Source organism: Nocardioides sp. HB32, assembly GCF_054058995.1.
In genome coordinates this window covers 2551144-2570595 of sequence record NZ_JBSSBS010000001.1, presented here as the reverse complement: position 1 = coordinate 2570595, position 19452 = coordinate 2551144, and the positions used below count along the sequence as shown (strand labels likewise).

22 protein-coding genes and 1 other RNA gene are annotated in these 19452 nt (G+C 72.7%); 13 read left to right on the top strand and 10 right to left on the bottom strand.

Annotation, left to right across the window (positions count from 1 at the left end; translation table 11 throughout):
- Position 1: 1 nt before the first annotated feature.
- Positions 2-2032, bottom strand: a complete 2031-nt coding sequence (locus tag ACVW2K_RS13010) for an NAD(+) synthase (RefSeq protein WP_028636901.1) — start codon at positions 2030-2032, stop codon at positions 2-4.
- 28 nt (positions 2033-2060) lie between these two features.
- Positions 2061-2819: a class I SAM-dependent methyltransferase gene (locus ACVW2K_RS13005; RefSeq protein WP_028636902.1), complete on the bottom strand. Its 759-nt coding sequence runs from the start codon at positions 2817-2819 to the stop codon at positions 2061-2063.
- Between the two features lie 51 nt (positions 2820-2870).
- On the opposite strand from ACVW2K_RS13005, the gene ACVW2K_RS13000 reads away from it, so the two are divergent.
- The 8 genes from ACVW2K_RS13000 (at position 2871) to ACVW2K_RS12965 (ending at position 9810) form a co-directional block, all read left to right on the top strand.
- Positions 2871-3332, top strand: coding sequence for a VOC family protein (locus tag ACVW2K_RS13000; protein ID WP_028636903.1), 462 nt, complete (start codon positions 2871-2873; stop codon positions 3330-3332).
- A 47-nt stretch (positions 3333-3379) separates the two neighbouring features.
- Positions 3380-4231: a 3-methyl-2-oxobutanoate hydroxymethyltransferase gene (gene panB, locus ACVW2K_RS12995; RefSeq protein ID WP_028636904.1), complete on the top strand. Its 852-nt coding sequence runs from the start codon at positions 3380-3382 to the stop codon at positions 4229-4231.
- A gap of 78 nt (positions 4232-4309) precedes the next feature.
- A complete protein-coding gene (locus ACVW2K_RS12990; RefSeq protein WP_028636905.1) occupies positions 4310-5245 on the top strand; it encodes an ABC transporter ATP-binding protein in 936 nt (311 codons plus the stop codon).
- Complete coding sequence (locus ACVW2K_RS12985; protein ID WP_028636906.1) at positions 5245-6027, top strand: ABC transporter permease; 783 nt, start codon at positions 5245-5247, stop codon at positions 6025-6027. The genes ACVW2K_RS12990 and ACVW2K_RS12985 overlap by 1 nt, the downstream gene beginning before the upstream one ends.
- Positions 6028-6041: 14 nt before the next feature.
- Positions 6042-7142 (top strand): sensor histidine kinase, encoded by a 1101-nt coding sequence (locus tag ACVW2K_RS12980; protein WP_028636907.1) that lies wholly within the window; start codon positions 6042-6044, stop codon positions 7140-7142.
- The gene (locus ACVW2K_RS12975) at positions 7139-7756 is read left to right on the top strand and encodes a response regulator transcription factor (protein WP_028636908.1); all 618 of its coding nucleotides are present in this window, start codon (positions 7139-7141) and stop codon (positions 7754-7756) included. Before ACVW2K_RS12980 ends, ACVW2K_RS12975 begins: the two co-directional genes overlap by 4 nt.
- A 22-nt stretch (positions 7757-7778) precedes the next feature.
- Positions 7779-8936: a PQQ-dependent sugar dehydrogenase gene (locus ACVW2K_RS12970; RefSeq protein WP_028636909.1), complete on the top strand. Its 1158-nt coding sequence runs from the start codon at positions 7779-7781 to the stop codon at positions 8934-8936.
- Positions 8937-8985: 49 nt separating this feature from the next.
- On the top strand, positions 8986-9810 hold the full coding sequence (locus ACVW2K_RS12965) for an endonuclease/exonuclease/phosphatase family protein (protein WP_155992007.1): 825 nt from the start codon (positions 8986-8988) through the stop codon (positions 9808-9810).
- On the opposite strand, the gene ACVW2K_RS12960 is transcribed toward ACVW2K_RS12965, so the two are convergent.
- From ACVW2K_RS12960 to ACVW2K_RS12945, 4 genes are read right to left on the bottom strand one after another with little or no spacing between them, the layout of a single operon-like run.
- The gene (locus ACVW2K_RS12960; protein WP_036569839.1) at positions 9797-10048 is read right to left on the bottom strand and encodes a hypothetical protein; all 252 of its coding nucleotides are present in this window, start codon (positions 10046-10048) and stop codon (positions 9797-9799) included. The genes ACVW2K_RS12965 and ACVW2K_RS12960 overlap by 14 nt on opposite strands.
- Positions 10049-10222: a hypothetical protein gene (locus ACVW2K_RS12955; RefSeq protein WP_197025273.1), complete on the bottom strand. Its 174-nt coding sequence runs from the start codon at positions 10220-10222 to the stop codon at positions 10049-10051.
- A gap of 9 nt (positions 10223-10231) precedes the next feature.
- Positions 10232-10645 carry a tetratricopeptide repeat protein gene (locus tag ACVW2K_RS12950; protein WP_028636911.1) on the bottom strand — a complete coding sequence of 138 codons (414 nt, stop codon included), beginning with the start codon at positions 10643-10645 and terminating at the stop codon, positions 10232-10234.
- Entirely contained in the window at positions 10642-11211 is a 570-nt protein-coding gene (locus tag ACVW2K_RS12945) for a GNAT family N-acetyltransferase (protein ID WP_028636912.1), read from the bottom strand. Before ACVW2K_RS12945 ends, ACVW2K_RS12950 begins: the two co-directional genes overlap by 4 nt.
- 129 nt (positions 11212-11340) lie before the next feature.
- Here ACVW2K_RS12945 and ACVW2K_RS12940 point away from each other — a divergent pair, with 129 nt between their 5' ends.
- The 3 genes from ACVW2K_RS12940 to rnpB all read left to right on the top strand — a co-directional run bounded on the left by ACVW2K_RS12940 (position 11341) and on the right by rnpB (position 13719).
- Positions 11341-12570, top strand: a complete 1230-nt coding sequence (locus ACVW2K_RS12940; protein WP_457202786.1) for an HNH endonuclease signature motif containing protein — start codon at positions 11341-11343, stop codon at positions 12568-12570.
- Positions 12567-13328, top strand: coding sequence for an isocitrate lyase/PEP mutase family protein (locus ACVW2K_RS12935; protein ID WP_457202785.1), 762 nt, complete (start codon positions 12567-12569; stop codon positions 13326-13328). Before ACVW2K_RS12940 ends, ACVW2K_RS12935 begins: the two co-directional genes overlap by 4 nt.
- An 8-nt stretch (positions 13329-13336) precedes the next feature.
- Positions 13337-13719, top strand: an RNA gene (rnpB, locus tag ACVW2K_RS12930) — RNase P RNA component class A.
- A gap of 12 nt (positions 13720-13731) precedes the next feature.
- On the opposite strand, the gene ACVW2K_RS12925 is transcribed toward rnpB, so the two are convergent.
- Entirely contained in the window at positions 13732-13857 is a 126-nt protein-coding gene (locus ACVW2K_RS12925) for a hypothetical protein (RefSeq protein WP_269320324.1), read from the bottom strand.
- Positions 13854-14849: an acyltransferase family protein gene (locus ACVW2K_RS12920; RefSeq protein ID WP_155992014.1), complete on the bottom strand. Its 996-nt coding sequence runs from the start codon at positions 14847-14849 to the stop codon at positions 13854-13856. The genes ACVW2K_RS12925 and ACVW2K_RS12920 overlap by 4 nt, the downstream gene beginning before the upstream one ends.
- A gap of 46 nt (positions 14850-14895) precedes the next feature.
- On the opposite strand from ACVW2K_RS12920, the gene ACVW2K_RS12915 reads away from it, so the two are divergent.
- Entirely contained in the window at positions 14896-16038 is a 1143-nt protein-coding gene (locus ACVW2K_RS12915) for a zinc-binding dehydrogenase (protein ID WP_457202784.1), read from the top strand.
- On the opposite strand, the gene ACVW2K_RS12910 is transcribed toward ACVW2K_RS12915, so the two are convergent.
- Entirely contained in the window at positions 16019-17482 is a 1464-nt protein-coding gene (locus ACVW2K_RS12910) for an RNB domain-containing ribonuclease (RefSeq protein WP_028636943.1), read from the bottom strand. The genes ACVW2K_RS12915 and ACVW2K_RS12910 overlap by 20 nt on opposite strands.
- A gap of 81 nt (positions 17483-17563) precedes the next feature.
- Here ACVW2K_RS12910 and yaaA point away from each other — a divergent pair, with 81 nt between their 5' ends.
- Positions 17564-18319 (top strand): peroxide stress protein YaaA, encoded by a 756-nt coding sequence (gene yaaA / locus ACVW2K_RS12905; protein ID WP_028636944.1) that lies wholly within the window; start codon positions 17564-17566, stop codon positions 18317-18319.
- Here yaaA and ACVW2K_RS12900 read toward each other — a convergent pair whose 3' ends face one another.
- Complete coding sequence (locus ACVW2K_RS12900) at positions 18320-19450, bottom strand: bifunctional RNase H/acid phosphatase (RefSeq protein ID WP_457202783.1); 1131 nt, start codon at positions 19448-19450, stop codon at positions 18320-18322.
- Positions 19451-19452 lie beyond the last annotated feature (2 nt).

The window sequence follows — 19452 nt, the reverse complement described above, 5'->3', positions numbered from 1 at the left end:
ATCACTTCTCGGGAATGTTGGCCTCGAGCTCGGCGAGCCAGGCCGCCGGGCTGGCGTCCGAGGGCATCCGCCAGTCGCCACGCGGCGACATGGTGCCGCCGTGGCTGACCTTGGGGCCGTTCGGGAGCGCCGAGCGCTTGAACTGGCTGGCGAAGAACCGCCGCACGAACACCTCGAGCCACCGGCGGATCGTGGCCAGGTCGAAGGCGAGCCGCCGGTCGTCGGGGTAGTTCGGCGGCCACTCCCCCGCGTCGGCGTCGTGCCACGCGTGCCAGGCGAGGAACGCGATCTTGCTGGGCCGGTAGCCGTACCGCAGCACGTGGAACAGCGTGAAGTCCTGGAGGGAGTACGGCCCGACGGAGTCCTCGGTCGACTGCGGCAGGTGGTCCTCGCGGGTCGGGATGAGCTCCGGGGTGATCTCCTGCCCGACGATCTCGGCGAGGACCTCGTTGGTCTCCTCGTCGAACTGCCCGGTGCTGATCACCCAGCGGATCAGGTGCTGGATCAGCGTCTTCGGCACGCCGGCGTTCACGTTGTAGTGGGACATCTGGTCGCCCACGCCGTACGTGCACCAGCCGAGCGCGAGCTCCGACAGGTCGCCGGTGCCGAGCACGATGCCGCCCCGGTGGTTGGCGAGGCGGAAGAGGTAGTCGGTGCGCAGCCCCGCCTGGACGTTCTCGAACGTGACGTCGTAGAGCTCCTCACCCGCCGCGAACGGGTGCTGGAGGTCCGCGAGCATCTGCTGGGCCGCGGGCCGGATGTCGAGCTCCTCGAACGAGATGCCGAGGGAGGTGGCCAGCCGGGTGGCGTACGACTTGGTCGCGTCCCCGGTGGCGAAGCCCGGCATCGTGAAGCCGAGGACCTCGCTGCGGTCGCGGCCGAGCCGGTCCATCGCCTTCGCGGCGACGATCAACGCGTGGGTCGAGTCGAGGCCGCCGCTGATCCCGATCACCACCTTGGGCTGGCCGATCGAGCAGAGACGCTGCTCGAGGCCCGAGACCTGGATGTTGTACGCCTCGTAGCAGTCCTGGGCGAGCCGCTCCGGGTCGTCGGGCACGAACGGGAAGCGGTCCACCTTGCGGCGCAGCCCGATGTCCGCGGTCGGCGGCGCGAGCTCGAACTCGACGGTCCTGAACTCGGGCGCCAGCGTCCTCCGGTTGTCGTCGAACGTCCCGGTGCGCAGCCGGTCCAGGCGGATCCGGTCGAGGTCGACGTCGGCGACCGCGGCGCGCGGCCCGTCGGGGAACCGCTCGGACTCGGCGAGCAGCTCGCCGTGCTCGTAGATCATCGTCTGCCCGTCCCACGACAGGTCGGTGCTCGACTCCCCCTGGCCCGCGGCGGCATAGGCGTACGCCGCCAGGCAGCGGCTCGACGCCGACCGGACCAGGAGCCGGCGGTCCTCGGCGCGGCCGATGGTGATCGGGCTGCCGGAGAGGTTCGCGAGCACCGTGGCACCCGCGAGCGCGGCCTCGGCGCTCGGCGGGATCGGGACCCACATGTCCTCGCACACCTCGACGTGCAGGACCAGCCCGCGCACGTCGGCCGCCTCGAAGAGCAGGTCCGGCCCGATCGGCACCTCCTGGCCCGCGAGCACGATGGTGCCCCGGACGTCGTCGCCGGGGGCGAACCAGCGGCGCTCGTAGAACTCGCGGTACGTCGGGAGGTAGGACTTCGGCGCGACGCCGAGGATCTGGCCGCGGTGGATCACGACCGCGCAGTTGAGCACCCGGTTGCCGTGGGCGATCGGCGCGCCGACCACCAGCACCGGCAGCAGGTCCTCGGAGGCGCGCAAAATCTCGGCGACCGCGTCGGTCACGGCGTCGAGCAGCGGGTCCTGCAGGAGCAGGTCGTCGACGGCGTACCCGCTCAGGCAGAGCTCGGGGAAGATCGCGACCGCGACGCCCTCCTCGGAGCACGCGCGGGCGCTGTCGAGCACGGCGCGGGCGTTCGTCGCGGGGTCGGCGACGCGGACCGGCAGGGTGCAGGCCGCGACCCGGGCGAACCCGTGGGCGTAGGCGGAGTAGAAGTCCACGTCGGGAAGTTTCCCATGCGGAGCACCGCTATCCCCGCGCGATCACCGTCCACGCGGTCGCGTCGACGGTGAACGCGCCCTGCGGCAGCAGCTCCGCGCAGTGGTCGCGCACGGCGGTGCGGGTCGCGTCGTCGAGCCGGGTGACGTAGGCACCGGCCGGCCCGACGCCCAGGGTGTACGGCTCCCACCACTCCTCGAAGCCGGTGTAGGGCACGGTCACGGTGAGCGTCCCCTCGACGACGTCTCGGAGCCCGGCGTCCCGCGCGATCGCACCGAGGTCGCCCTCGCCGGTGCCCGGCAGCGCGGACTCGTCGGCGGCAGCGGGGTCGAGGTCCTTGACCGCGCGCCAGAACGTCGAGAGCGGCCCGGTCGCCGTGGCGTGGTTCCAGACTGTCGCGCCGACCATCCCGCGGTCCCCGACCACGCGGCCCATCTCGGCCAGGCCGCCCGCGGGGTCGCTCATGAAGTGCACGACCAGGTTCGCGAGCGCGATGTCGAAGGCGCCGTCGGCGTCGGGCAGCTGCTCGGCCGTCCCCTGCCGTACGTCGACGCCCGGACAGCGCTCCCGTGCGGCCGCGACGAAGGACGGTGACGGGTCGAGGGCGACCACGTGCTCGGCACCGAGCCGGTCGACGAGCCGGCTGGTCAGGATGCCGGGGCCGCAGCCGACGTCCAGCGCGCGCATGCCGGGGCGCACCCCGGCGAGCTCGACGAACTGGTCGGCGAGCGGTTCGGAGTAGCGCCCCATGAAGCGGGCGTACGCATCAGCGGCGACGTCGAAGGTCACCAGCAGACTGTAGGCCGATGAGTTCGAGCCGGATAGCCGGTCGGTAGTGCCATGCCCGAGATCAGCACCTGCCTGTGGTTCGACGACAACCTGATGGAGGCCGTGGAGTTCTACACGACGGTCTTCCCGAGCTCCGAGATCCGTGCGGTCTCGCACTACGACGACGGTCGCGTCCTCGCCGCGGAGTGGACCCTCGACGGCCAGCCCTTCCGCGGCATCAACGGGGGGCCGGTGCACGCCGGTTTCACGGAGACGATCTCGCTGAGCGTCAACTGCGCCGACCAGTCGGAGGTCGACTACTACTGGGACACCCTCGTCGCCGGTGGGCAGCCCGACCAGTGCGCCTGGCTCAAGGACAGGTTCGGGCTGTCCTGGCAGATCGTGCCGGTGCGCCTCTACGAGCTGATCTCCGACCCGGATCCCGCCCGGGCGCAGGCGGCGATCGCGGCGATGATGAAGCAGCAGAAGATCGTCATCGCCGACATCGAGGCCGCCGCCGACGCGGCCGGGTGACCAGCGACACAGGCTCGGCCGGCCGGAGCCGGGACTAGCCTGCCCTCATGACCGAGGAGACCGCGCCGTACGGCACCGGTCCGGCGAAGCCGGACGCACCCGCGATCAAGCGGATCCGCACGCACCACCTGCGGGAGATGAAGCAGCGCGGCGAGAGGTTCGCGATGCTCACGGCCTACGAGCAGTACGCCGCGCAGACCTTCGACGAGGCCGGCATCGAGGTGCTGCTCGTCGGTGACAGCGCGTCCAACAACGTCTACGCCAACGAGACGTCGCTCCCGGTCACGGTCGACGAGCTGATCCCGCTGGCGCGCGCGGTCACCCGTTCGGTGCGCCGCGCGCTCGTCGTCGCCGACCTGCCCTTCGGGTCCTACCAGGCCTCGCCCGAGCAGGCCTACCTCACCGCCGTCCGCTTCATGAAGGAGGCGAACGCCCACGCGGTGAAGCTCGAGGGCGGGATCGAGATGGTGCCCCAGGTCCGCAAGCTCACCGAGGGCGGCATCCCGGTGATGGCGCACATCGGCTTCACCCCGCAGTCCGAGCACAACCTCGGCGGCTACCGCGTCCAGGGCCGGGGCGAGGCCGCGAAGAAGGTCGTGGAGGAGGCCCAGGCGATGGAGGAGGCCGGCGCCTTCGCCGTGGTCATGGAGATGGTCCCGGGCGACGTCGCCACCGAGGTCACCGCGAGCGTCGGCATCCCCACGATCGGCATCGGCGCCGGCCCCAACTGCGACGGCCAGGTGCTCGTCTGGGGCGACGCGTTCGGCTTCCGCACCGGCAGGATGCCGCGGTTCGTCAAGCAGTACGCCGACCTCCACGGCGTACTCCTGAAGGCGGCGCAGGAGTACGCCGCCGACGTCAAGGCGGGCACGTTCCCCGCCGAGGAGCACACCTTTTAAGAACGCATGACAACTGTCACGGGCGAGTCGTGACGCCGGTGTGAGGCGGCGAGCACCGGGAGCCGACAGAGTGCTGCCATGACCTCCTCCAGCGCCCTCACCGAGGGCTCCCCGACGGCCGGCACCCACCCGGTCCCGGCGGTCCGGCTCCGCGGGGTGACGAAGGACTTCGGCCCCGTGCACGCCGTGCGCGGGATCGACCTCGAGCTCCAGCAGGGCGAGATCGTCGCGTTCCTCGGCCCGAACGGCGCCGGCAAGACCACCACCATCGACATGGTCCTCGGCCTCTCGCGGCCGACCACCGGCACGGCGCAGGTGCTCGGCCTCGAGCCGCGCCAGGCCGTGGCCCGCGGGCTCGTGTCCGCGGTCATGCAGACCGGCGGGCTGCTCAAGGACCTCACGGTCCGCGAGACCGTCGAGTACACCGCGAGCCTCTTCGCCGACACCCGTCCCGTCGACGAGGTGCTCGAGAACGCCGGCATCTCGGGGCTCGGCGACCGGAAGGTCGCGAAGTGCTCGGGCGGCGAGCAGCAGCGGCTGCGGTTCGCGATGGCGCTCCTCTCGGATCCGGCGCTGCTGCTGCTCGATGAGCCGACGACCGGCATGGACGTCGAGGGCCGGCGCACCTTCTGGTCGGCGATCCGTGCCGACGCCGAGCGCGGCCGCACGGTCATGTTCGCGACGCACTACCTCGAGGAGGCGGACGCGTACGCCGACCGGATCGTGCTGATCAGCCACGGCCGGATCGTCGCCGACGGCACCGGCGCGCAGATCAAGGCGCTCGCCTCGGGCCGGACGATCCGCGCCACCCTGCCCGGCGCCGACACCAGCGCGCTGGCCGCGATGCCGGGCGTCACCGGCGTCGAGGTGCGCGGTGACACCGTGCTCGTGCACAGCAAGGACAGCGACGCGGTCGCGCGCCACCTGCTCACCCACACCCACGCCCGGGACCTGGAGATCACCTCCCAGGGCCTCGAGGACGCGTTCCTGAGCCTGACCGGAGAGGACTCCTGATGAGCACGACGACGATCGACCCGACCGCGCGCAGGGTGCCGCCGCTGGGCGGCTTCAACCTCACGATCCTGCGGATCGAGCTGAAGCGGATGCTGCGCAACCGCCGCACGGTGATCTTCACGCTGATCTTCCCGGCCGCGCTGTTCCTGAGCTTCGGCTCCACCGAGGACTGGAACGACGGCGTCGGGCACGGCAACGTCGCCGCGTACGTCATGGTCTCGATGGCCCTGTACGGCGCCGCGCTGACCGCCGCCGCGGCCGGCACCCAGGTCGCCCTGGAGCGGGCGATGGGCTGGTCACGCCAGCTGCGGCTCACGCCGCTGAACCCGGCGGTGTACATCGTCATCAAGGCGATGCTCGCGCTGGTGCTCGGCGCCCTCGCGATCGCGGTCGTCAACCTGGTCGGCTACCTCCAGGGCAAGCCGGACATGGCGTCCGGCGTCTGGATCGAGTGCGCCTTGCTGACGCTGGCCTGCACGTCAGTCTTCGCGGCGCTCGGCCTGTTCGTCGGCTACCTGGTCCCCGGCGAGAACGCCATGCAGATCCTCGGCCCCGGCCTGGCCCTGCTCTCCTTCCTCGGCAACGTCTTCATCCCGATCGACGAGGGCACCTGGATCTACGCGATCGCCCAGTGGACCCCGATGTACGGCGTCGCCGAGATCAGCCGCTACCCGCTCACCGGCGACCTGAGCTGGATCGCCTGCGTGAACGCCGCGCTGTGGCTGGCGGTCTTCGTCGGCGGTGCGGCCTGGCGGATGGCGAAGGACACGGCTCGCGTGTGACTACCCTTCCGGCCATGAGCGAGCAGCGGACGCCGCCGAACCAGATGGCTCGGTTCGGTCCGATGTTCGCCGCCGTCTGGCTGTTCTTCCTCATCGACCCGCTGCTGACCGGCTGGCACCACCGCGACGAGGTCAGCGGCATCGTCGGGATGCTCGCGACCGTCGCGTTCGCGGTCGTCTACATGGCGCTCTGGGTGCGGATGCGCGAGGACCGGGTGCGGCTGATCGAGCACTCCCCGCTGCGGTTCACCGCGCCGTACCTGGGCGGACTCGCGGCGCTCGCCCTCGTGATGATCCTCAGCCTCGGCGAGACCGGCCTGGCCAGCGTCGTCTACATCGCGGTCGCCTGCATGATGGTGCTGCCGCTACGGGTCGCGGCCGCCGTCGTCGTGGTCCTGACCATCGGCTCGGTCGCGCTCAGCGGCGTGGAGGGCTGGGGAAGCCAGCTCGGTCTCGCGTTCGGGATCGTCGCGGCCTCGGTCGCGATCTTCGGCATGCGGATGGTGATCCGCCGCAACCTCGACCTGCTCCGCGCCGAGCAGGAGAACGCCAACCTCGCGATCGAGAACGAGCGCAGCCGCTTCGCCCGCGACCTGCACGACATCCTCGGCCACTCGCTCACGGTCATCACCGTGAAGGCCGAGCTCGCCCAGCGGCTCTTCGACGTCGACCCGGAGCGGGCCCGCGCGGAGATCGCCGACCTGGAGCGGCTCAGCCGCGACGCGCTCGCCGACGTACGCCGGGCGGTCGAGGGCTACCGCGAGCTCACGCTGCCGGGCGAGCTGGCCCGGGCGCGCACCGCGCTGGCCGCGGCCGAGATCGAGGCGCACCTGCCGAACTCCACCGACGACGTGCCGACCGACCTGCGCGAGCTGTTCGCGTGGACGGTCCGCGAGGGCGTCACCAACGTGATCCGGCACTCCGGCGCCCGGGTCTGCGAGGTCCGGCTCTCCCCCACCTGCGCCGAGGTCCTCGACGACGGCCGCGGCCCGGACGGCACCGGCCGGGGCTCCGGCCTGAACGGCCTCCGCGAGCGGGCCGACGTCGTCGGCGCCACGGTCGTGACCCGTCGCCTCGAGCCGGGCTTCAGCCTCCAGGTCGTGCGCGCCCCATGAGCGACCGAGCGATCCGACTGCTGCTCGCCGACGACCAGGCCCTGGTGCGCGGCGCGCTGTCCGCGCTGCTCGGCCTCGAGCCCGACCTCGAGGTGGTCGCGGAGGTGGGCGCGGGCGACCAGGTCGTCCCGGCCGCCCTCGAGCACCATCCCGACGTCGCGCTCCTGGACGTCGAGATGCCCGGCATGGACGGCATCGCCGCGACGGCCGCGCTGCGCGCCTCGGTGCCGGACGTCCGGGTGCTCATCGTGACCACGTTCGGGCGGCCCGGCTACCTCCGCCGTGCGATGCAGGCCGGTGCGTCCGGGTTCGTCGTCAAGGACACGCCGGCGGCGCAGCTGGCCGACGCGGTACGCCGGGTGCACGCCGGGCTGCGCGTCGTCGATCCCGCGCTCGCGACCGACAGCCTGGTCGCCGGCGAGTCCCCGCTCACCGCTCGGGAGACCGAGGTGCTGCAGGCGGCGCGGGATGGCTCGTCGGTCGCGGCGATCGCCGCGAAGCTCTTCCTCTCCGAGGGCACGGTGCGCAACCACCTGTCGTCGGCGATCGGCAAGACCGGCGCCACCAACCGCGCGGAGGCGGTGCTCACCGCCGACGGCAACGGTTGGCTCTGACCCGGCTGGGTAGGTTGGCCGCATGCGCAGGATCGTGCTCGGAGCCCTCGTCGCCCTCACCGCCTCGCTGCTCCCGCCGCCCGCGCACGCGCAGGCACCCACGCCCGAACGCGCGCCGCACTTCCCCGCGCTCCGCGTGCACCGGCTCGTCACGGGGCTCGACCATCCCTGGGACGTGCGCCCGATCGGCGACGGGAGGCTGCTGTTCACCCAGCGCGACCGGGCGACCGTGTCGCTGTGGGACGGGCAGCAGGCCCACCCGATCCAGGGGTTCCCGACCGACTCGGTCTGGGTGTCCGGCGAGACCGGGCTGATGGGGCTGGAGACGGATCCCCACTTCGCCACCAACCGGCGCTTCTACACCTGCCAGGGCGGGACGACCGAGACCGGCCACGACGTCCGGGTCATGTCCTGGACGCTCACCGAGGACCTCACGACCATCGCGACCAGCAAGGAGCTACTGCACGGGCTCCCCGCGACCAGCGGGCGGCACGGCGGCTGCCGGCTGCTCGCGCTCGACGACGGCTCGCTCTACGTCGGCACCGGCGACGCCGCGACCGGCACCAACCCGGAGAACAAGAAGTCGCTCGGTGGCAAGACGCTCCGTCTCGACGCCTCCACCGGCAGGCCGTGGCCGGACAACCCGTTCCACAACTCCGACAACCGCCGGAAGCGCTACGTGCAGACCTACGGGCACCGCAACGTCCAGGGCCTGACCCTCCGCAAGGACGCCTCGGGAGGCGTCTGGTCGATCGAGCAGGGCACCTACCGCGACGACGAGGTCAACGTCCTCGAGAACGGCGGGGACTACGGCTACAACCCGGTCCCCGGCTACAACGAGAGCGTGCCGATGACCGACCACTCGCTCCCCGGCCAGCAGATCGGTGCGGTGTGGCGCTCCGGCGACCCGACCGTCGCGACCTCCGGCGGCGACTTCGTCTACGGCAAGCGCTGGGGCGCGTACGACGGCACCCTCGCGGTCGCCGCGCTCAAGGGCGAGCGGGTGCTGTTCCTGCGGCTGAAGCCGACCGCGGACCTCGCCGGTGTCCGGGTGCCGCCGGCGCTGCGGAAGTACGGCCGGATCCGCACCGTCGTCGACGGCCCGGGGTCGGTCGTCTACGTGACCACCGACAACGGCGCGGGCAACGACGTGATCCTGGCGGTGCGGCCGCGCCGCTGATGCGGGCGAAAGGGTCAAGCGACCGGCCCGGGTCGCCGATGATCCATCCGTGCTCTCTCGGATGATCCTTCCTGCCCTGCTCCTGCTCGCCGCCCCGCTCGCGCCGACCCCGGCGCACGCCGCCGACGGCCCGCGCCACCTGGTGGTCGCCTCGTTCAACGTGCTCGGCGCCGACCACACCGACGGCAAGCACGGCCGGCGTGGGTTCGACGACTCCCCGGCCCGCCTGGACCGGGCGATCAAGCTGCTCCGGCGTACCCACGTCGACCTGGTCGGCTTCCAGGAGCTCCAGGACCCGCAGTACGACCGGTTCCTCGCCAGGGTCGGCGACCGGTGGGGCGTCTACGCCGGCGCGGCGTGGGACACCGACAACTCGATCGGCTGGCGGCTGGACCGGTTCTCGCTCGTGCAGGGCTGGTCCGTCGCGGTGCCGTACTTCCACGGGAACACCCGCTACATGCCGGTCGTCGAGCTGCGCGTGCTCCACACGCGGCGGCACGTGTTCGTGATGAACACCCACAACCCGGCCGACACGCGCGGAGACGCCTCGGCCTGGCGCGCGCAGGCGGTGCGCACCGAGCGGGCGGTCACCCGGAAGCTGTCGAACCAGCAGCACGCCCCGGTGATCATGACCGGGGACATGAACGACCGCGCCGCGTTCTTCTGCCCGTTCACCCAGAGCGGTGTCATGCACTCGTTCATCGGCGGCGGGCACGCCAAGGGAGCCGACTGCCGGCCGCCCGACGCGATGGGCGTCGACTGGATCCTCGGCAACCGGTACGTCGAGTTCGGCGCGCCGCGGGTCGACCGCTCGGCCCTGGTCGCGGCGACCACCGACCACCCGCTGGTCAGCGCACCGGTCACCCTGCGCTGAGCAGCGCCACCCCGCCGGCCCACAGCAGGAGCGCGACCACCGCCACCGCCGGCACCCAGCGGGGGTGCAGCGTCCACCAGGCGCAGGCGACGACGAACAGCGCCGCCCACGCCAGCAGCAGCAGGAGCACGACCCACCACGGCGCGAACAGCAGGCTCGCGGCGTACAGGAAGAACGCGCACGCCATCCCGGCCATGCCGACGAACGGCCAGGGCGAGACCTCGGCGCGCTCGATCACTCAGTCGTTCCAGCTCGGGTCGTCGTCCCAGTCCTGGTTGCGCTGCTCGGCCTTCTCGAGGGCGTGCTCGGCCTCTTCCCGGGTGGGGTACGGCCCGAGCCGGTCGATGGGCGGGCACACGTCCTCGCCCTGCTCGACCCGGTGGTGCTTGACGCAGAACCAGAAGTCGCTCATGCGGCGACCCTAGTCCGCGAGCAGCTGCTCCACGCGCAGCGCGGCGAGCCCGTGGTCGGGGTCACCGCTCATCACGGCGGCCAGCCGCAGGTGCGGCAGCGCGTCGGCGTACCGGCTCTGGCGCTCCAGGCAGCGGCCGAGCGCGTGCTGCGCCCAGTCGTCGGACGGGTTCTCCTCGACCAGCTTCTCGAGCTCCGCCTCCGCGCGCTGGAGCTGGACGCGCATCAGGTAGGCCCAGGCCCGCAGCGTGCGCAGGCCGGTGTTGTCCGGCTCCTGCTCCAGCGCGGGCTCCAGTACCTCGAGCGCCTCCTTGGGCGCCCGGCGGGCGAGGAGGTCGAAGGCAGTGCGGTACGCCGACTCGGGGGACGCCTGGCCGCCCGGGAAGACGACCGGCGGCGCCTGCAGCTCGTGGTTCTCAGTCATGCCTGCTCAACGTCGTTGCCGGCCCGCGGATTCCCGGGCGGCTCGTCGTGGAGGATGCGCTGGAAGAGCACGTGGTCCTGCCACTCGCCGCCGATGTAGAGGAACCGTCGCGCCAGGCCGTACTCCTCGAAACCGGCCCTGCGCAGGACGCCCTGGCTCCTGGTGTTGTGCACGAGCGTGCCGGCCTCCAGCCGGTGCAGCCCGAGCCGTCGTGCCTCGACGGCCGCGTGCTCCACCATCGCGGTCGCGAGGCCCCGCCCGAGGTGGTCGCCGTCGACCCAGTAGCCCACGGTCGCGCTCTGCAGCATCCCGCGCACGACGTTGTCGATCGCGACCTGCCCGGCGATCGCGCCGTCGTCCCAGAGCAGGAACGGGTGCCGCTTGCCCGCGTCGCGGTCGGCGGACTGGCGTGCGATGTCCTCGCGCTGGCCCTCGACGGTGAAGAAACGCTCGGGGCGGACCGGGTCCCACGGCGCGAGGTGCTCGCGGTTGCGGTCGTACGCCGCCGCCCGCGCCTCCGCGTCCTCGATCCTCAGTGGCCGGAGCTCGTAGCCGTCGGGAAGCACTCGCTCAGGTTAGTGGGGGCTCGCGGGGTCGCCCCGAAAGAATTTCGACGAGTTGTCTCACATCCCGGTCAGAACCAGGGTTCTGGGCCCTCGAATGTCGGTGGCCGGTGGTGGGGTGGAGCTGTGATCGTGACCGACAGCAGCCACCAGCCTCTCGTGGTCGAGGACCTCGACGACGACTGGCTGCTGGCGCTGTGCGAGGACGCGGAGGTCGAGTCCCGGCGTCTGGACCGCGCCAGGCTGCGGCTGGCCCTGGAGTGGGCACACCGGCACCCCGCGGCCCCCGAGGACGTCGTCAAGGGTCACGTCGACCCGGTCAGCGATCCCGGGACCCCGGAGGTGGAGGAGTTCACCGCGGAGTCCCTCGGCGCCGCGTTCGGGATCACCACCCACGCCGCCCTCCAGCTGATGGCCGACGCCCTGGCCCTGCACCACCGGCTCCCGCGCACCTGGGCGCGCGTCGAGGCTTTGGAGGTGCCCGCCTGGCGCGGCCGCCGGATCGCCCAGGCCACCGGCCAGCTCACCGCCGAACAGGCCGCGGCGGTCGACGCCGTCCTCGCGCCCCGGGCCGACAGGTGCGGGGTCCGGGCCATCGACCAGGCCGTGGCCGAGGCCATCGACACCGTCGTGCAGGAGCAGACCGAGCGGCTGGACCGGAGCAACTGGAACGTCGAGCTCTTCCACGGCCCGATGGCCGGTGCCGGCCGCTGGGCCGGCACGTCGGTGCTGGTGATCACCGGTGACACCGCCGACCTGACCCACCACTACGAGCAGATCAACGCCCACCTCGAGCCGGGACCGGAGCCGATCGAGGTACGCCGCGCGATCGCGTTCGGTGTCCTGGCCCGCAGGCTCGGCGGCGGGAAGCCGCCCCGGCTCAGGCTCTACGTGCACGCCGACCTCACCGACCTCGACGACCAGACGATCGGCACCGGATCGGTCGAGCGGCTCGGTCCGCTGACGATGGGCCGGATCAAGGACTGGGTCGGCCACGCCCAGGTGACCGTGCTGCCGGTGCTGCGGATGGACCGGTCGGACGCCGTGGACGGGCACGACCCGCCGCCGTGGATGCGGGAGCTCGTCATCCTGCGCGACCAGCACTGCGTGTTCCCGCACTGCCAGACCGACGCCCGGTCCTGCGACCTCGACCACGTCATCGCCTACCGAGACGGCGGTCCGACCTGCCCGTCGAACCTCGCACCGCTGTGCCGACGCCACCACCGCGCCAAGACCCGACGACGATGGCGCTACCGACGCGACCCCGACGGCACCTACACCTGGACCGGACCCCACGACCGCCGCTTCACCGTCTCGTCCGACGGCACGGCGTCGCTGCCGCCTGCTTCACTCGGCCCATGACGTCGTTCCGCGCCCTCCACCACGCCGGGCTGCCCCTGCTGCTGCCGAACGCGTGGGACGTGCCGTCGGCGATCGCGTTCGTGGAGGCGGGGTTCCCCGCGGTGGGGACCACGAGCTTCGGGGTCGCGACGTCGGCGGGGCACCCGGACGGGGACGGCACGACCCGTGACGCCAACCTGGTGCTCGCGCGGCGGCTGAAGCGCCTTCCGGTGCCGGTCTCGGTCGACGTCGAGGACGGGTATTCCGAGGATCCCGCACAGGTCGCGGAGTACGTCGCCGAGCTGGGCGTCGACGGCGTCAACATCGAGGACAGCGCCGCGGCACTGCTGGTCGACCCCGCGCGGCACGCCGCCAAGGTGGCGGCCGTCAAGGAGCGCAGCCCCGACGTGTTCGTGAACGCGCGCGTCGACACCTACTGGTTCGGCCAGGACGCGACCGTCGAGGCGACCGTCGCGCGGGCGATGGCGTACGTCGCCGCGGGGGCCGACGGCGTCTTCGTGCCGGGCCTCACGGACCCGGCCGCGATCCGCGAGATCGCCGCCGCCGTCCCGGCTCCCCTCAACCTGCTGCCAGTGCCCGGGATGACGCTGGCCGAGCTCGCCGCCCTCGGCGTACGCCGGGTCAGCACCGGCTCGCTGCCCTACCGGGCGGCCGTCGACGCGGCCGTCGCGGTCGCGACGACCATCCGCGACGGAGGACTGCCGACGGCCGCCACGCCGTACGACGAGGCACAGGCCCGGCTGCGCCGCTATCCTTGAGCCGCGGATGGGCTGGCCGGGCGACCGCGTGGAGGCAACTCCCCGAGGAAGGTCCGGGCTCCACAGGGCAAGGTGGTGGGTAACACCCACCCGGGGCAACCCGCGGGAAAGTGCCACAGAGAACAGACCGCCCCTCCCGTCTCGACGAGAGGGGTAAGGGTGAAACGGTGGAGTAAGAGCCCACCAGCGACCGGGGCGACCCGGCCGGCTCGGCAAACCCCACCTGGAGCAAGGTCAAGAAGTTCGGTGCTCGCACCGGACGCGCGCACGTTCGAGGGCGGCCCGCCCGAGTGCGCGGGTAGACCGCTGGAGGGCGTCGGCAACGGCGCTCGTAGATGGATGGTCGCCACGCTTCGGCGTACAGAACCCGGCCTACAGGCCAGCCCGTCCGCGTCAGCCCGGCTCAGCGCCGGCGCTGGAGGAGCATGACCACCGCCACCACGACCACGAGGGCGAGCACGACCAGCCACGGGTGGTGGTGCAGCAGGTAGAACCCGCCAATGCCGCGGCGTCCGATCAGCGCGGTCATGCGTTGACGGTAGTCCGCTCCGGCTCGGGCGCAGGCTGGGAGGCGGGCACCGGCCGGGATCCGCCGAGCGCCGGCGTGTGGCGGGCCAGGTAGGCCATCAGGGAGCCGAAGGCCAGGGCGCTCGTCAGCAGCGCCCACCGGGGCAGGTCGTAGTCGGTCAGGTACAGCGGGACGGCGTGGGTCAGCACCAGGATCAGGCCGAGGGACGCCGCCCGGGAGATCCAGGCCGGGCCGCCGTGGCGGAAGACGAACTCGCTGAGGCCGAGCAGCCCGGCGCTGAGGAGCACGGCGACGAGGAAGCTGAGGACGGGCGTGCCCCAGTCCCCCGCCTTCATGTTGAGCGGCTTCGAGAGGCCGGTCGCGACGAGCGCGGCCCCGGCGACGAGCGCGAACGGCCAGAGCCGGGTGAGCCAGGCGCGGTGGTCCCGGACAACACGGCCCGCGCTGACGAAGAAGATCGCCATCCCACCGACACCGACGGCGTACGGGATGGTCGCGATGTGGTCGTCGACGAACGTCAGCGGGAGCACGAGCGCGGAGATCACCAGGGTGCTGTGACCGCCGAGGAGGGTGTCCAGCACCCGGTAGAGCACGGCCGCGACGAACAGGGCGCACAGGAACCAGTACGCCAGGTACGGGTTCAGCAGGTAGGTGCCGCCGTGGACGAAGCCGGAGATGCGGTCCCCGACGTCGGCCGACCCCGTCACGTGGTCGAAGACCAGCAGTGGACCCGCGATGATCGCGGCCCAGGCGAAGTAGGGCACCAGCAGCGACCGCCACCGCCGGCCCACCTCGTCAGCAACCGTGCGGCCGGGCTTCCAGAGGTAGCCGGCGAGGAAGAAGAACACCGCGACGTGCCACGGGTAGATCACCTCGCGCACCACCGGATCCGGTACGGCGTGCCCGACGACGATCGCGACCAGGCCGAGGAGGCGCAGCGCGTCCGGCCCCACGGCACGCGGGGTCCGAGCCGGTGCGGGCGTCGTCGTCACCGGCTCCCGGTACCCAGGTCCGGCGAGGCTCAAATAGGGTGGCCGTATGAGAGCCGTCACCGTCCACGAGGGAGTGCTCGAGGTCAGCGAGCTCCCGATGCCCGAGCCCGGTCGTGGCCAGGTCCGCCTCCGGGTCACCCGGGCCGGGATCTGCGGGTCGGACCTGCACGCCCGGCACAACGCGGACGCCACGGCGGACGTCGCGGCGGAGGTCGGCTACCCGGACTTCATGCGACGCCGGCACTCGGTGGTGCTCGGCCACGAGTTCACCGGCACCGTCGACACCTACGGCCCGGGCTGCCGTGAGCGTTGGGCGGTCGGGCAGCCACTGGTGGCGCTGCCGCTGCTCAGGGACGGCGACAAGATCCAGATGACCGGGCTGTCACCGCACGCACCGGGCGCGTACGCCGAGTACGTGCTGGTCGCCGAGGACGCCGCGATGCCGGTGCCAGACGGGCTCGACCCCGACCTGGCCGCGCTCACCGAGCCGCTCGCCGTGGCCCGGCACGCCGTCAACCGCGGCGACGTCGGCAAGAAGGACGTGGCGGTCGTCGTCGGCTGCGGGCCGATCGGGCTCGCCGTGATCCTGATGCTCAAGGCCGCCGGCGTACGACGGGTGATCGCCAGTGACTTCTCAGCCGGTCGCCGCGAGCTGGCCACCGCCTGCGGCGCGGACGTGGTCGTCGAGCCGGGTGAGCAGTGGGGTCTCCTCGCCGCGGAGAAGGGCGTCGTCACCAGCGCGACCACGCTGTTCGGCGAGGGACTGGACGCGATGCACCAGCTGCGGCGGATCCCCCGGCTGCCGTGGTGGTCGGTGATCAAGGCGGCCCAGCGCCTCGGGCTCACGCCCAGCGGGCCGGTGGTTTTCGAGTGCGTCGGCGTGCCCGGCGTCATCGACGACATCGTCACGCACGCGCCGTTCCTGTCCCGCGTGGTCGTGGTCGGCGTGTGCATGGAGCCCGACACGTTCCGGCCGACGATGGCCGTGAACAAGGAGCTCGACCTGCGGTTCTCGTTCTGCTACGACCCGGTCGAGTTCCGCGAGACGCTGCACCTGGTCGCGGACGGGACGGTCGACCCGCGGCCGCTCGTGACGGACGTCGTCGGCCTGGCCGGCGTGGCGGAGGCGTTCGAGACCCTGGGCACCGCCGAGCGGCACGCGAAGATCCTCATCGACCCGCAGGCGTGACCAGCTCGAACTCCACCTTCCGCGTCCCGACGTCCGCCACGGCCAGGCGCACGCGGACATCGGTGCCGAGCGGCAGCGGCGCCGAGGAGACGACCCGGGCCTCCACCGCCGGGTCCTGGAGCACGACCACGCCGCGGCGCGGGTCCTTGTCGTCGACGTCCACGACGACGCCGGCGAACTCCCGGCCCACGTCGTGCTGCAGGGTCCCCGCCTCGACGAGGTCGAGCACGGCCGCCTCGTAGGTGTGCGCGCGCTGGGCCGAGGCCTGCAGCGTCTTCGGCAGGCCGGGCAGCGCCCCCCGCACCCAGTCCGGCACCTCGGTGCCGGCGCAGAGGGCGAGGCAGACCTCGCCGGCGTACCGGTCGCCGAGGCGGCGCAGCGGGGCCGTGACGTGGGCGTACTCCGAGGCCAGCGCGGCGTGCTGCGGGTCCTCCGGGGTCTCGCCGTCGAAGGCGACGTAGCCGCTGCCGCGGAGCAGCCGGGTGCAGGCGTTGACCATCGCGGCGTGCGACGCCCGCGCGGGATCGAGGGAGCGGACGAAGTCGGCGTACACCTGCTCCGCGGGCCAGTCGATACCGAGCGCCCGGGCGGTGCGGTGCAGGCGCTGGACGTCGCGCGGGTCCGGCGGCGGGAGGGTGCGCAGCAGCCCGACCCGCGCGTAGAGCATCAGGTCGGCGGCCGCGAACCCGGTGAGCAGCGAGATCTGTGCGTTCCACCGCTCGACCGGGAGCTGCTCGCGGAACTCGAGGCGCCAGTCCGGCCCCTGGACGTCCACCTCCTGCTCGGGCAGCGGCAGCGACACCCCGCCGCGCACGGCCTCGCGGTGGATCCGGGCCTCGCCGACCTCGCGCAGCAGCATCAGCGTCTCCGACGCCGTGCCGTCGTCGAGCGCCCGCTGCGCCTCGACGTACGTCAGCTGCCGGCGCGAGCGCACCAGCGCCCGCTCGACGTGGACGTCGGTGCGGCCGCCGTCCGCGCGGAGCCGGATCGTCCAGAGCAGGGCCGGCCGGACCTGGTCGGGTAGCAGGGAGGCGGCGTCCTCGCTGAGCACCGTGGGATGCAGCGGCACCTTGGCGTCGGCGCCGTACAGCGTCTCGCCGCGGCGGTTGGCCTCCACGTCGACCGGGTCGCCCGGCGCGACGAACGCGGCGACGTCCGCGATCGCGTAGTGGACGACGAACCCCTCGCCGTCCCGCTCGAGGTGCATCGCCTGGTCGAGGTCGCGAGCCCCGTCGGGGTCGATCGTCAGCAGCTCGAGGTCGGTTCGGTCGAGCTCCGGCAGCCGAGGGGCCCGGGCCGCGGCGGCAGCGGCCGCCTCCACGTCGGGCGGGAAGGACGGCGACACGTCGAGTTCGGCCTGGATCCTGGCGACGCCGGCGCGGAGCGCCTCGGCAGCGACCTCGTCGCGGACGGAGCGGATCCGGACCACGCGGTTGCTCGGCATACCGGCACAGTAACCGGAACGGACACCCGAACATGCCTGCTCGCCGACGAGCGGTCGGGACGCCTCTGGGAGACTCCTCCGGTGCTCATCCTGCTGCCGCCCAGCGAGGGCAAGGCCGCGGCCCGACGCGGCAAGCCGCTCGTCCTCGCCGACCTCGACTTCCCGGCCCTCAACCCGGCGCGCGAGCGGGTCCTCGACGCGCTGGTCGACCTGTGCGAGGGCGACCCGGAGGTCGCGGCGAAGACCCTCGGGATCGGTACGACGCAGCTCGACCTGGTCGCGCTGAACCGCACGCTGCGCACCGCACCGACCCAGCGGGCGGACCGCGTCTACACGGGGGTCCTGTACGACGCCCTCGGCGTCCCGACCCTCTCCCCCGCAGCGAAGCGGCGCGCCACGGCGCGGCTCGCGGTCACCTCCAGCCTGTTCGGGCTGGTGCGGCCGAGCGACCGGATCCCGGCGTACCGCCTCTCCGGCGACGCCTCCCTCCCGGGCCTCGGCGGCGTGGCCGCGACCTGGCGGGAGCACCTGGGCCCGGTCGTCACCGACGCCGTCGGCGGCGGGCTGCTGGTGGACCTGCGCAGCGGGACCTACGTGGGCTTCTGGCGGCCGGCGGGGGTGCGCAGCACCTCGGTGCGGGTCCTCCACGAGCACCAGGGGACGCGCAAGGTGGTCAGCCACTTCAACAAGGCGACCAAGGGCCGCATCGTCCGGGCGCTGCTCGAGGCCGGCGCCGACCCGCGCACGCCGGCGAAGCTGGCCGAGACGCTGCGCGACCTCGGCTGGGTCGTCGAGGAGGACCGGGGCTGCCTCGACGTGGTGGTCAGCGAGCTGTAGTCACCAGCGCGTCGCGCCGGCCGAGAACACGTCGTTCCCCGGCGGCAGCGCGTTGTACATCCGCATCGACGGGCGGTCGTCGTACCACGACACCACGGTGATCGACGCCGGCGAGAGCTCCATCCGGAACACCGACTCCAGCGGTGCGTCGAGCGCGTGCGCGACGATCGTCTTGATCGGGGTCACGTGGCTGACCACGACGACCGTCCGGCCCGCGTGCTCGGCCAGCACCCGCTCGAGGCCGGCGAGCACCCGCTTCTGCACCACGCGGAACGACTCGCCGCCGCCCGGCGCCACGTCCAGCGAGCCGAGCCAGGCCTCCAGGTCCTCGGGGTGCCGCTCGCCCACCTCTGCGAACGTCATCCCGTCCCAGGTCCCGAACTCCATCTCCGCGAAGCCCGGCTCCACCTCCACCTCGTGCCCCAGCACGGCGCCGAGGATCTCGGCGGACTCCAGCGTCCGGCGGACCGGCGAGGAGACCGCCGCCCCGATCTTCTCGGCGATCGGCCGCAGCCACTCCCCGACGGCCCGGACCTGGTCGCGGCCGTCGTCGCTCAGCCCCGGGTTGGCGCTGGCCAAGCCGCCGGAGAACCGCTTCTCGACGGTGTGCGCCGTGACGCCGTGCCGCACCAGCACCACCGTGGTGGACGTACCGGCGGGCGCCCAGCCGCGGGGCTCCGGCGTCGGCGCGGGTGCGGGTGCGGGTGCACCTGCGACGGTGACGCCACTGCGCTTGCCGTCGAGCGCCTCGTTGGCGAGCCGATCGGCGTGCTTGTTCTGCTCGCGCGGCACCCAGGTGTACGTCGTGCCGAACGGCGCGAGGCTGGTCGCCACGGTCGCCAGCGGCCGCATGTCGGGGTGCTTGATCTTCCAGCGCCCGGACATCTGCTCGACGACGAGCTTGGAGTCCATCCGGACCTCGATGTCGGCGTCCGGCGTGAGCTCCCGCGCCAGCCGCAGGCCGGCGATCAGCCCGGAGTACTCCGCGACGTTGTTGCTCGCGACGCCGATCGTGGTGCCCTCCTCGGCGATCACCGCGCCGGTGTCGGCGTCCTTGAGCACCGCGCCGTACGCCGCCGGGCCGGGGTTGCCGCGCGACCCGCCGTCGGCCTCGATGATGACCCGGGTCATCG